This is a genomic window from Pseudomonas sp. PDM09, from assembly GCF_014852305.1.
GTDB lineage: Bacteria > Pseudomonadota > Gammaproteobacteria > Pseudomonadales > Pseudomonadaceae > Aquipseudomonas.
Genome location: NZ_JACVBI010000001.1, coordinates 641,112 through 654,261 on the forward strand (window position 1 = coordinate 641,112; position 13,150 = coordinate 654,261).

Genomic DNA, 13,150 nt, shown 5'->3' on the forward strand with positions numbered 1-13,150 from the left:
GCTCCCCGAGAATGAATGCACCACGGCGGGGGCGGTCGCGAGAAGTCCCATGCTCATTGGTAGTTATTCCCTTACGCTGGTTTTCATATCGCTTTGTGTGGCGATACTTGCCTCTTATACCGCGCTCGACCTCACCGGTCGCATCGCCACGGCCACAGGCCGGGCGGTGCATCTGTGGACGGCGGGCGGCGCTTTTGCAATGGGGGTTGGCGTGTGGTCGATGCATTTCATCGGCATGCTCGCATTCACATTGCCGATCGACCTGGGCTATGACGTTTCCCTTACGGCGCTGTCCCTATTGATTGCGGTTCTGTCCTGCGGTTTTGCCTTGTGGTTGGTCAGCCAGCCACAACTGCCAGCCTGGCAACTGGCGTTCGGCGCGCTGGTGATGGGCGCTGGCATCAGTGCGATGCATTACACCGGCATGGCCGCCATGCGCATGCAGCCGGGTATCGATTACGACCCTGCACTGTTTAGCGCCTCATTGCTGATTGCCGTCGTCGCGTCGGGCGCGGCATTGTGGATCGCTTTCCGCCTGCGTCGGCATGCGCCCTATGTTCGCCTGATCCGCGGCGGTGCTGCGGTGATCATGGGCATCGCCATCGTCGGCATGCACTACACCGGCATGGCCGCGGCACGCTTTGCCGACGGCAGTTTCTGTGGCGCGGCGGCCGATGGCCTGAACGGCGAGGGCCTGGACAATCTTGTTCTGATCACCACCCTTGCCGTATTGAGCATTGCCTTGCTGACCTCGATCCTCGATGCACGCCTGGAGGCTCGCACCGCGGACCTGGCCCACTCGCTGACCGAGGCCAATCGCGAACTCACCCAATTGGCGCTGCACGACACCCTGACCGGGCTGCCGAACCGAGTGTTGCTGGCCGACCGTATCGATCAGGCGATGTCGAGGGTGCAGGAGCAGGGTGGCTGTTTTGCGTTGATGTTCATTGATCTGGATGGTTTCAAACCGGTCAACGATGCTTTTGGGCACCACATGGGCGACCAGTTGCTGCGTGAGGTCGGCCTGCGCTTGCGTGAAGATTTGCGTAGCCAGGACACCCTGGCGCGGATCGGCGGCGATGAATTTGTGTTGCTGGTGCAACTCGCCGAGCCCAATGACGCGCTGAACCTGGCGGCGCGACAGGTGGGGCTGATCGCGCGCTCGTTCCGGGTCGCGGAGCATGACTTGCAGATTTCCGCCAGCGTCGGCATCGCGCTCTATCCGGGCAACGGTCAGACTGCCGAGGAGTTGCTGATGAACGCCGACGCGGCGATGTACCACGCCAAGGGTGCCGGGAAAAACGGCCACAGCTTCTTCGACGCCTCGATGAACAGCAACGCGCGCAAACAGCTGCAATTGCTTCAGGACTTGCGCAACGCCCTGGATCAGCAGCAATTCAGCCTCTATTACCAGCCCAAGTTCGACGCCGGCCATGGCCGACCGGTGGGTGCCGAGGCGTTGCTGCGCTGGGAACACCCGACCCAGGGCATGCTTCAGCCGGACAGCTTCATCGACCTTGCGGAGAAGACCGGGCTGATCATTCCGATCGGCGAGTGGGTGCTCAATGAAGCCTGCCGTCAGATGCGCGAGTGGTACGTGCTCGGTTACACCGACTGGCGCATCGCGGTGAACCTCTCGGCCTTGCAGTTCTGCCATGCCGGGTTGGTCCAGAGCGTCGCCAAGGCCCTGGCCACTCATCATTTGCCGGCCAACAGCCTGACCCTGGAAATCACCGAAACCACCGCCATGAGCGATGCCGACGCGAGCATGACGGTGCTGCAGGAACTCTCGGAGATGGGCGTCGACCTGTCTATCGATGACTTTGGTACCGGCTATTCGAGCTTGATGTACCTCAAGCGCCTGCCGGCCAATGAACTGAAGATCGACCGGGGTTTCGTCCGCGATCTGGAACACGACAGCGACGACGCGGCCATCGTCTCGGCCATCGTCGCCCTCGGCCAGGCGCTGGGCTTGCGGATTGTCGCCGAAGGGGTTGAAACCGGTGTCCAGCAAGATTTCCTGACCCAATTGGGCTGCGACTCGTTGCAGGGTTACCTGCTGGGGCATCCGCTGCCGGCCGATCGCTTCATGGCCGATATTCACCGTGGGGAGCAATTGGCGGCGGGCTGAGGGACCGCGTTATCGTTCTTCGCGGGCAAGCCTCGCTCCTACAGATCACCATCAATCCGTAGGATCGAGGCTTGCCCGCGAAGGTGTCTGAACAGCCGCCACACAACCCATGCAAAACCGCGCAATGGCGGTTATTCTTGGCCCCGACTGCTTACGCTTGAAACGGGGGAATGCCAGCATGGACAAAGTCATCGTCATCACCGGCGGCAGCCGCGGAATTGGCGCCGCCACGGCCCTGTTGGCCGCAGAGCAGGGCTATCGGATCTGTATCAACTATCAGTCCGACGAACAGGCGGCGCACAGTGTGCTGGAACAAGTCCGCGCACTCGGTGCCCAAGCCATTGCGGTACGCGCCGATGTCAGCATCGAAGACGAGGTGATCGGCCTGTTCCACCGCGTAGATACCGAACTCGGTCGGGTCACGGCGCTGGTGAACAACGCCGGCACTGTCGGGCAAAAGTCGCGGATCGACGAAATGTCCGAATTCCGTATTCTGAAAATCCTCAAGACCAACGTCCTGGCGCCGATCCTCTGCGCCAAACACGCGATCCTGCGCATGTCACCCAAACATGGCGGTCAGGGCGGCAGCATCGTCAACGTGTCGTCGGTCGCTGCCCGCTTGGGCGCCCCCAGCGAATATGTCGACTACGCAGCGTCCAAAGGCGCGCTGGACACCTTCACCATCGGTTTGTCCAAGGAAGTGGCGGGCGAGGGTATTCGCGTCAACGCCGTGCGGCCGGGTTACATCTACACCGATTTCCATGCACTGAGCGGCGATCCGGACCGGGTCAGCAAGCTGGAGTCGGCAATCCCGATGGCCCGGGGTGGGCGGCCGGATGAAGTGGCGGAGGCGATAGTGTGGTTGTTGTCGGATAAGGCTTCTTATGCGACCGGGACGTTCGTCGATCTGGGTGGTGGGCGTTAATCCTCAGGATTTGCTTTGTCTGTTCTGGCCTCTTCGCGAGCAAGCCCGCTCCCACAGGGGGACGGTGTCTACACACCAAATTTGTGAACACCACCGAACCCCTGTGGGAGCGGGCTTGCTCGCGAAGGCGATAGCCCAGACAACATCAAACCCTCAGAACGACCGCACAATCCGCCCCAACGTCTCCATCGCCTTCTCTGAATCCTCAGTCCACGGGCTGCCGTAATTCAACCGAATACAATTCCTGAACCGCTGGGTCGGTGAAAAGATCGGCCCCGGGGCGATGCTGATCCCTTGCGCAAGCGCCATCTGAAACAACTTCAACGAATCCATCTGCGGCGGCAGCTCCAGCCACAGAAAGTACCCTCCCGCCGGCTGACTGACGCGCGTCTGGGCCGGGAAGTAGCGGGCGATGGCGGCGAGCATGGCGCTTTGCTGTTCTTCCAGGGCGTAGCGCAGTTTGCGCAGGTGCCGGTCGTAGCCGCCGTGTTGCAGGTAATCGGCGATGGCGGCCTGGGCGGGCATCGAGGCGCAGAGTGAGGTCATCAGCTTCAGGCGCTCGATCTTCTGCGCATAACGCCCGGCCGCGACCCAGCCGATGCGATAACCGGGGGCCAGGCTCTTGGCGAACGAACCGCAGTGCATCACCAGACCCTCAGTATCGAAAGCCTTGGCCGGTTTTGGCGCCTGTTGCCCATAGTAGAGCTCGGCGTAGACGTCGTCCTCGATCAGCGGCACCTGGTGACTGCGCAACAACTCCACGAGTTCCTGCTTCTTCGCCTCGGGCATGGTCGCGCCCATCGGGTTCTGGAAACTGGTCATGCACCAACAGGCTTTGATCGGATGCCGTTCCAGGGTCTGGGCCAGCACACCAAGGTCAATGCCATCGCGCGGGTGCACCGGAATTTCCACCGCTTTGAGCTTCAGCCGTTCCAGCACTTGCAGGCTGGCGTAGAACGCCGGGGCTTCGATGGCCACCAGATCGCCGGGTTCGGTGACCGCTTGCAGGCACAGGTTCAGGGCTTCGAGGGCGCCGTTGGTGATCAGCAATTCTTCCATGGGCAACATCAGCCCGCCGACCATGTAGCGCAGGGCTATTTGCCGACGCAGTTGCGGGTTGCCAGGCGACATGTCAGTGACCACCATGCGCGGGTCCATTTCCCGGGCGGCGCTGGCCAGTGAGCGGGACAACCGCTGCAGCGGGAACAGCGTGGGGCTGGGGAAGGCCGAGCCGAAGGGCACGGTGTTCGGATCCTTGATCGAGTCCAGCACCGAGAACACCAGTTCGCTGACGTCGACTTCGGTGGATTCGTTGACCTGGCTGCTGATCACCGGCTCCGAAAACGGGCTCGGTGCATGGGTATTGACGAAGTAACCGGAGCGCGGCCGGGCGCGGATCAGGCCACGGCGCTCAAGCAGGTAATAGGCCTGGAACACCGTGGACGGGCTGACCCCGTAAGTCTGGCTGGCGTAGCGCACCGACGGCACCCGCTGGCCGGGACCGAGGACGCCGGAGCGGATCAGTTCAGCGATGTCGTCGGCGAATTTTTCGTAGCGTTTCATCGAGTGCCCGGTTTGAAGTTATTCATGTGGTGCCCTTTTGTGGCGAGGGAGCTTGCTCCCTCGCCACAGAGGATCGCATCTGACAGAGGATCGCATCTGACAGAGGACCGCATCTGACAAAGGATTGCATCTTAATGGCTCAACGGTTCATCGGCGCAACAAACCGGCTCTTGGCCACGCTATAGATGTCCGGCTCATCACTGTCGACAATCTTGAAACTGATCGTCTGCGAACTGCTGCTCGGCCGTTCCGTGGTCATCGCCACCGACACCGGCACATCCACAATCTCGCCCGGTGCCAGGCTCAGTTCGGTCTTGCCTTGCAGCTGGAAGCCATCGCCATCGACCAGCGTCAATCGATAATCCTGACGTTGCTGGGTCTTGTTGATGACCTTCAAGCTGTAGATGTTTTCGATCTGGCCTTCACTGTTCTCGCGGAACAGGCCACGGTCCTTGCTCACGTCCAGCGACACCATTGGCCGTTCCACCAGCGCCAGGGCGAGGGCGCCGATCATTACCAGTAGCACGGCGGTATAACCGATCAGTCGCGGCCTCAGAAGGTGGGTTTTGCCGCCCTGCAGTTCATGCTCCGAGGTGTAGCTGATCAGCCCACGGGCGTAGCCCATTTTGTCCATGATCGAATCGCAGGCGTCGATGCACGCGGCGCAACCGATGCATTCCATCTGCAAACCGTCGCGAATGTCGATGCCGGTCGGGCAGACCTGCACGCACAATTGGCAATCGATGCAATCACCCAGCCCGACCTCGGTGGGTTTGACGTCACGTTTGCGCGGGCCACGGTTTTCGCCGCGGGCCACGTCGTAGGAAATGGTCAGGGTGTCCTTGTCGAACATCACGCTCTGGAACCGCGCATACGGACACATGTGCATGCACACTGCTTCGCGCAACCAACCGGCATTGATGTAAGTAGCCCCGGTAAAGAACAGCACCCAAAACAGGCTGACCCCGCCGATTTGCAAGGTCAGCAGTTCTTCGGCCAGCGGACGGATCGGCGTGAAGTAGCCGACAAAGGTCAGGCCGGTGAGCAGGCTGATCGCCAGCCACAGGGTGTGTTTGGCCGAGCGGCGGATCAGTTTGTTCAGGCCCCAGGGGGCGGCTTGCAGCTTGATCCGTTGGTTGCGCTCGCCTTCGGTGATTTTCTCGCACCACATGAAGATCCAGGTCCAGGAACTCTGCGGGCAGGTGTAACCGCACCAGACCCTGCCGGCGAACACGGTGATCGCAAACAGGCCGAACGCAGCGATGATCAGCAGCGCCGAAAGCAGAATGAAATCCTGTGGCCAGAAGGTCGCGCCGAAGATGTGAAATTTGCTTTCGGAAAGATCCCAGAGCACTGCCTGGCGACCGCCCCAGTTCAGCCACACCGTACCGAAGAACAGCAGAAACAGAACCCCCGCGCCACTCATGCGCAGGGTGCGGAACACACCCGTGAAGCTGCGGGTATGGATCAGGTTGTCGCTGGATTTGGCCTTTATCTTTGGACGCAAAGGTTCATTGCTTTTTAAAAATGAGGCATTTTCAACGGTTCGGACGGGGATTCTATCGCTCATGGTCTTTCGCTCATCAGCCTCCATCAGGCCTGAGCACTATGACCAGCGATCTGTTTGCATAACAGACTCAGCTAAAGCAATAAAAAGCGGATCAGATGAGTTGTCCGCACCCGCCTGCGACAACTTGATGCACCCGCAATGGTTGGCCACAAACACCTATGCCAGTTGTTTGTGGGGTGTGTTGATGCGGGTCAGTCAAATCACCGAATCACTGTCCGTGGCCTTCAGATGTCGGCGACTGTCCACTGCGCCTGCTACGGTCAATGCATCGGCTTCTGCTTCGGTGATGTAGATGCGCTGGCCGTCGAGGTCGACCGCCGACATGGATTTTTCCCCGTCGGTGATGATGGTCACGTCGGGGCAAAGACGGATTTCTTCGCCGTTTTGGGTGATGAAGAAGCAGGTCTGGTTTTCGATGCGCACGGTCATGGAGGCGTCCTTTTTCGGCGGATTCTGAAGTGTTAGGACGCATCCGCCGGTCATCGTTCTGTGCAACCGATTAATGGTGGTGGCGGTCCATCCTCTATCGAGTCATTAAATCTTCACAAGGACTGCGCCATGGACGCTTGGTGGCACGAGGTTTGGGTGACGCTGCAAGCGGAGTTCGCCGACATTGGCGATGCTTCACAACTGACGCGCATTACCGTGCGTTTGCTGATGGCGGCCTTGCTGGGTGGCATTCTCGGTTTCGAACGTGAACAGAAGGGCAAGGCTGCCGGGGTTCGCACCCACATGCTGGTGGCGCTCGGCGCGGCATTGTTTGTGCTGGTGCCGCAGATGTCAGGATCCCAGGCCGACGCCATGAGCCGGGTGGTGCAGGGCGTGATCGCCGGCATCGGCTTTCTCGGCGCCGGGACTATCCTGAAAAACACTGATGGCGATGAGGGCCATGTCAAAGGCCTGACCACCGCCGCCGGTTTGTGGATGACGGCGGCCATTGGTGTTTCGGCCGGAATGGGCCGCGAGGCGACGGCGGTGCTCAGTACGTTGCTGGCGTTGGTGATTCTCGGTGTGATGCCGGTCGTGGTGCGCCAGCTGGAAAAGGAACGCCCCCCGCGCGACTGATCACTCAGGGGTGACGATTTCCGGTGGCTGAACAGTCGGTGGCTCTTCGCGCGGTGGCGGGTTGGTGCCCGGCGGTTCCTGTTCGGGGACGGGGGCGGGCTCGGTCGGCGGTGTTGGCTGTATCGGCGGTACCGTCGGCTCATCAATGTTCGGATCGGGTGTCTCGGCCGGGATTGGAATACTCATCGATACAGTCTCCAGTGGCAGATGGCGTGAGTCGTGCTTAAGTTGGTTGACCCGTACACAGGGAATTTGATTCCCCGAAAGACTTGGCAAATCCCTCTGAACTTTTACCGACGCCTGCTGTTCGGAACTTAAGTGAGTTCATGTCGGGGCAGATCGCTTCGTGTGAACGACGACCAGGCACAAGAGCGTCCTTGGGGCGTTAAGGAGAGATGCTCGATGACCGCTGAGAAACCCACAGAGTTGAGCTACAACCCGCATATACCGCTGTCGCAGGCGTTACTGCTACCGCGGATCGTGATCGAAAACACCATGCCGACCCTCGATGGCGGGCAATTCGCCGTTAAAGCCGTGATTGATCAGGACGTGGTGGTGACCAGCAAAGTGTTTGCCGACGGTCACGACAAACTGGCCGTGCGCATCCGCTGGCGTGCCGACGGCGACGAAGACTGGCAGAGCGAGGTGATGGCCGAGCTGGGCAATAACGGCTGGCAGGGCCAGTTTCGTGTCAACAAGCAGGGGCGTTATGTGTTCTGCCTCGAAGCCTGGATCGATCAGTTCGCCAGCTTTTGTTATGAGCTGAAAAAAAAGCACGACGCCGGCGTCTCAGTCAGCCTGGAGTTGCAGGAAGGGCGCACCCACGTCCAACAGGCAGCCGAACGCTCTGAAGGCCCGCTCAGTGAACAACTGGCGGCGTTGCACCATGAGCTGTCCGGTCTGCTCGAAACCGAGCAGGTCGCCTTGTTTCTGCACCAACGCAGCGCGGACTTGATGGCCCAGGCTGACCATCGTCCCTTCCTGAGCCTGAGCCCTGAATACCCGGTGGACGTGGAGCGAGAGCTGGCACAGTTCGCCAGTTGGTATGAACTGTTTCCGCGCTCGATCACCGACGATCCGGCCCGCCATGGCACCTTCAACGACGTGCATTCGCGGCTGGCGATGATCCAGGACATGGGCTTCGACGTGCTGTACTTCACGCCGATCCACCCGATCGGCCGCAGCTACCGCAAAGGCCCGAACAATTCGTTGATCGCCGGCCCGGACGACCCGGGTAGCCCCTACGCTATTGGCAGCGAAGAGGGTGGGCATGAGGCGATTCACTCGGAACTGGGTACTCGCGAAGATTTTCGCCGGCTCGTCGCGGCCGCCGCCGAGCACGGGCTGGAAGTCGCCCTCGACTTTGCGATTCAGTGTTCCCAGGACCATCCGTGGCTCAAACAGCATCCGGGCTGGTTCAATTGGCGGCCGGACGGCACGATCAAATACGCCGAGAACCCGCCGAAGAAATACCAGGACATCGTCAACGTCGATTTCTATGCCGTGGACGCAATTCCCGGCCTGTGGATCGAACTGCGTGACATTGTGGTGGGTTGGGTCGAGGAGGGCGTGAAGCTGTTTCGCGTCGATAACCCTCACACCAAGCCGTTGCCGTTCTGGCAATGGATGATCGCCGATGTGCGGGCGCTGTACCCCGATGTGATTTTCCTGGCCGAAGCCTTTACCACCCCGGCGATGATGGCGCGTTTGGGCAAGGTCGGTTACTCCCAGAGCTATACCTATTTCACCTGGCGCAACACCAAGACCGAGCTGGCGACCTACTTCACCGAACTCAATGAGTCGCCGTGGCGTGAATGCTACCGGCCGAATTTTTTCGTCAACACGCCGGACATCAACCCGGCGTTCCTGCATGAATCCGGGCGCGCCGGTTTTCTCATCCGTGCCGCACTGGCGACCATGGGTTCCGGGCTGTGGGGCATGTATTCGGGGTTTGAGCTATGTGAAGCGGCGCCGGTACCGGGCCGGGAGGAATACCTCAATTCCGAGAAGTACGAAATCCGCCCACGAGACTTCAATGCGCCGGGCAACATCATTGCCGAAATCGCCCAGCTTAACCGCATCCGCCGGCAGAACCCGGCGTTGCACACGCACTTGGGTCTGAAGGTCTACAACGCGTGGAACGACAATATTTTGTACTTCGGCAAACGCAGCGTCGACGGCAGCAATTTCATTCTGGTGGCGGTCAGCCTCGATCCGCATCACGCCCAGGAGGCAAACTTCGAATTGCCGCTGTGGGAGATGGGCCTGCCCGATGATGCCGTCACTCAGGGCGAAGACTTGATGAACGGCCACCGCTGGACCTGGCACGGCAAGTACCAGTTCATGCGGATCGAACCGTGGCATCTGCCGTTCGGGATTTGGAGGATTACTACTTCTTGACCGTCATGATCGTTCCCACGCTCTGCGTGGGAATGCCGCCCTGGACGCTCTGCGTCCGCCGCTGTGACGCAGAGCGTCACTGGATGCATTCCCACGCAGAGCGTGGGAACGATCCAGGCCAAGGCGTTCTCTAGTATCAACAGGAGTTACAAATGGCGAAGAAACCCAGGTCAGCCACCTTTATCAAAGACCCGCTCTGGTACAAGGATGCGGTGATCTACCAGGTTCACGTTAAGTCTTTTTTCGACTCCAACAACGACGGGATCGGCGACTTTCCCGGCCTTATAGCCAAACTCGATTACATTGCCGATCTGGGCGTCAACACCATCTGGCTGTTGCCGTTCTACCCCTCGCCACGACGCGACGATGGCTATGACATCGCCGAATACCGTGGCGTGCATCCTGACTACGGCACCATGGCCGATGCCAAGCGTTTCATTGCCGAGGCCCATAAACGCGGCCTGCGGGTGATTACCGAACTGGTCATCAACCACACCTCGGACCAGCACGCGTGGTTCCAGCGCGCGCGCAAGGCCAAGCCCGGTTCGGCGGCCCGCGACTTCTATGTCTGGTCCGATGACGATCAGAAATACGACGGAACCCGCATCATTTTTCTCGACACCGAAAAGTCCAACTGGACCTGGGACCCGGTCGCCGGTCAGTACTTCTGGCACCGTTTCTATTCCCATCAGCCGGACCTGAACTTCGACAACCCGCAAGTGATGAAAGCGGTGCTATCGGTGATGCGTTACTGGCTCGACATGGGCATCGACGGTCTGCGGCTGGACGCGATCCCGTACCTGATCGAGCGCGACGGCACCAACAATGAAAACCTGCCCGAGACCCACGACGTCCTCAAGCAGATCCGCGCCGAAATCGACGCCAATTACCCCGATCGCATGCTGCTGGCCGAGGCCAATCAGTGGCCGGAAGACACTCAGCTGTACTTTGGCAACACCTCTGCCGACGGCCAGAACGGCGACGAATGCCACATGGCCTTTCACTTCCCGTTGATGCCGCGCATGTACATGGCGCTGGCCCAGGAAGATCGTTTCCCGATCACCGACATTCTGCGCCAGACCCCGGAAATTCCCGCCAATTGCCAGTGGGCGATTTTCCTGCGCAACCACGATGAGCTGACCCTGGAAATGGTCACCGACCGGGAGCGCGATTACCTGTGGAATTACTACGCCGCCGACCGTCGGGCGCGGATCAATCTGGGGATTCGCCGGCGTCTGGCGCCGTTGATGGAACGTGATCGTCGCCGCGTGGAATTGCTCAACAGTTTGCTGCTGTCGATGCCTGGCACGCCGACCCTGTATTACGGCGATGAAATCGGCATGGGCGATAACATCTACCTCGGCGACCGCGACGGTGTGCGCACGCCGATGCAATGGTCGATCGACCGTAATGGCGGTTTCTCCCGCGCCGACCCGGCCAGCCTGGTGCTGCCGCCGATCATGGATCCGCTCTATGGCTACCTGTCGGTCAACGTCGAAACCCAGGCCGGTGACCCTCATTCGTTATTGAACTGGAACCGACGCCTGCTCGCGGTGCGCAAGCAGTCCAAGGCCTTCGGTCGTGGGACGCTGAAGATGCTCTCACCGAGCAATCGACGGATCCTGGCGTATACCCGCGAATTCACCGGCCCTGACGGCAAGCACGAGATTATTCTGTGTGTGGCCAACGTGTCCCGCAGCGCGCAGGCGGCGGAGCTGGATCTGTCGGCTTATGTCGGCATGGTTCCGGTGGAGATGCTCGGCGGCAATGCGTTCCCGCCCATCGGCCAGTTGAATTTCCTGCTGACGCTGGCGCCTTATGGCTTCTATTGGTTCGGGCTGGCGGCGGAAAACCAAATGCCGAGCTGGCACGTGGAGCCGGCGCAAAGCCTGCCGGACTTCACCACTCTGGTGCTGAAGAAACGCATGGAAGAGCTGCTCGAAGCGCCATCCCGCCACACCCTGGAGCAGGGCATTCTGCCGAGCTGGTTGCAGAACCGCCGCTGGTACGCCGGCAAGGACGGCATCATCGACAACGTCAACCTCGCTTACGGCGTGCGTTTCGGCGACCCGCAGCATCCCGTGCTGCTGGGTGAGATCGACGTCACCAGCGGCGGTCAGACCAGCCGTTACCAGTTGCCATTCGGTTTTATCTCCGAGGAACAGGTCGGCGCGGCGTTGCCGCAGCAATTGGCACTGGCCCGGGTCCGGCGCGGGCGTCAGGTCGGTTTGATCACCGATGCCTTCAGCCTCGACAGCTTTGTTCATGCCGTGTTGCAGAGCATGCAGGCTGGCATGGTGTTGCCGTCGGACGGTGGCGAGATCCGTTTCGAGCCGACCGACGAACTGAACAGGCTTGGCCTGACGGCCGAGTCGGAGGTGCGGTACCTGTCCGCCGAGCAATCCAACAGTTCGGTGGTGATTGGTAGCAGCCTGGTGCTGAAATTGATCCGCAAGGTCGCGTCAGGCGTGCACCCGGAGCTGGAAATGAGTGCGTACTTGACCCATGCCGGTTTCCAGAATATTTCGCCGCTGCTGGGCGCGGTGATTCGTCGCGATGCGGCGGGCGAGGACACGTTGTTGATGATCGCCCAAGGCTACTTGAGCAATCAGGGCGACGCGTGGGAGTGGACCCAGAACAACCTCGAACGGGCACTTCGCGACGAACTCGCTGATGCTATGTCCGAACAGGAGCAGCACTACAACGCCCTCGGCGAGTTGAAGGATTTTGCCGGCATGCTCGGCCAGCGCCTGGGGGAAATGCATCAGGTGTTGGCGGCCCCGAGCACCAACCCGGACTTCGCGCCACAAATCACTACCCAGAAAGATGCCCTGGCCTCGGCCAAGGACGTGACGGCGCAACTGGAACATGCCCTGAAGCTGCTCAAGCAGCATCAAACTGAACTGAGCGCGGCGGACCAGGCATTGGTCAGTCGCTTGCTGGACAACAAAAAAGCCATCCTCAGCCATGTCCAGGAGCTGGGTAAAAAGGCTGCTGGTGGCCTGCGCATTCGCGTCCATGGCGACTTGCACCTGGGGCAGGTGCTGGTGATCAAGGGCGATGCCTACCTGATCGATTTCGAGGGCGAGCCGGCGCGGCCGCTGCATGAGCGCCGAGGCAAACACAGCCCTTATAAAGATGTCAGCGGCGTGTTGCGCTCCTTCGATTATGCGGCGGCGATGACGATCAACGTGCACAACGTCGATAACACTGCCGACGCCCAAGCGGCGCGTCAACGGGTCGCCGATCGTTATCTGAAAGAGGCGCGGCAAGCATTTGTCGACGCTTATCGGCTGGCGGCAGCTAGTCTTGCTCATGCATGGCAAGATCCTGAAGGCGAGGACGCCGCGCTGGCGTTGTTCGGTCTGGAGAAGGCGGCTTATGAAGTGGCCTATGAGGCTGAAAATCGCCCCACCTGGCTGCCCGTGCCGTTGCACGGTCTGTACGGGTTATTGAGTGGGCTCAAACCCTTTTCCGATCTTGGTGGAGAGTAGTC

At 60.4% G+C, this 13,150-nt stretch carries 9 protein-coding genes; 5 read left to right on the plus strand and 4 right to left on the minus strand.

Going from position 1 to position 13,150, the window contains the following annotated elements; all coding sequences use genetic code 11:
- Nucleotides 1-49: 49 nt before the first annotated feature.
- Both IB250_RS02880 and IB250_RS02885 read left to right on the plus strand, forming a co-directional pair.
- Complete coding sequence (locus IB250_RS02880) at nt 50-2,131, plus strand: putative bifunctional diguanylate cyclase/phosphodiesterase (protein ID WP_192342888.1); 2,082 nt, start codon at nt 50-52, stop codon at nt 2,129-2,131.
- A 178-nt stretch (nt 2,132-2,309) separates the two neighbouring features.
- Nucleotides 2,310-3,056 (plus strand): SDR family oxidoreductase, encoded by a 747-nt coding sequence (locus tag IB250_RS02885; protein ID WP_008069154.1) that lies wholly within the window; start codon nt 2,310-2,312, stop codon nt 3,054-3,056.
- 153 nt (nt 3,057-3,209) lie between these two features.
- On the opposite strand, the gene mapR is transcribed toward IB250_RS02885, so the two are convergent.
- The 3 genes from mapR to IB250_RS02900 form a co-directional block, all read right to left on the minus strand.
- Nucleotides 3,210-4,619 (minus strand): GntR family transcriptional regulator MpaR, encoded by a 1,410-nt coding sequence (gene mapR, locus IB250_RS02890; RefSeq protein WP_008069156.1) that lies wholly within the window; start codon nt 4,617-4,619, stop codon nt 3,210-3,212.
- Between the two features lie 139 nt (nt 4,620-4,758).
- Nucleotides 4,759-6,189 carry a cytochrome c oxidase accessory protein CcoG gene (ccoG, locus tag IB250_RS02895; protein ID WP_192342889.1) on the minus strand — a complete coding sequence of 477 codons (1,431 nt, stop codon included), beginning with the start codon at nt 6,187-6,189 and terminating at the stop codon, nt 4,759-4,761.
- Between the two features lie 195 nt (nt 6,190-6,384).
- Nucleotides 6,385-6,618, minus strand: a complete 234-nt coding sequence (locus IB250_RS02900) for a DUF3203 family protein (RefSeq protein ID WP_123496866.1) — start codon at nt 6,616-6,618, stop codon at nt 6,385-6,387.
- A 129-nt stretch (nt 6,619-6,747) separates the two neighbouring features.
- On the opposite strand from IB250_RS02900, the gene IB250_RS02905 reads away from it, so the two are divergent.
- A complete protein-coding gene (locus tag IB250_RS02905; RefSeq protein WP_192342890.1) occupies nt 6,748-7,254 on the plus strand; it encodes an MgtC/SapB family protein in 507 nt (168 codons plus the stop codon).
- Here the strand turns inward: IB250_RS02905 and IB250_RS02910 are convergent, their stop codons facing one another.
- A complete protein-coding gene (locus IB250_RS02910; protein WP_192342891.1) occupies nt 7,255-7,440 on the minus strand; it encodes a hypothetical protein in 186 nt (61 codons plus the stop codon).
- A gap of 216 nt (nt 7,441-7,656) precedes the next feature.
- Here IB250_RS02910 and IB250_RS02915 point away from each other — a divergent pair, with 216 nt between their 5' ends.
- Nucleotides 7,657-9,654 (plus strand): alpha-1,4-glucan--maltose-1-phosphate maltosyltransferase, encoded by a 1,998-nt coding sequence (locus IB250_RS02915; protein WP_192342892.1) that lies wholly within the window; start codon nt 7,657-7,659, stop codon nt 9,652-9,654.
- Between the two features lie 152 nt (nt 9,655-9,806).
- Nucleotides 9,807-13,148, plus strand: a complete 3,342-nt coding sequence (treS, locus tag IB250_RS02920; RefSeq protein WP_192342893.1) for a maltose alpha-D-glucosyltransferase — start codon at nt 9,807-9,809, stop codon at nt 13,146-13,148.
- Nucleotides 13,149-13,150 lie beyond the last annotated feature (2 nt).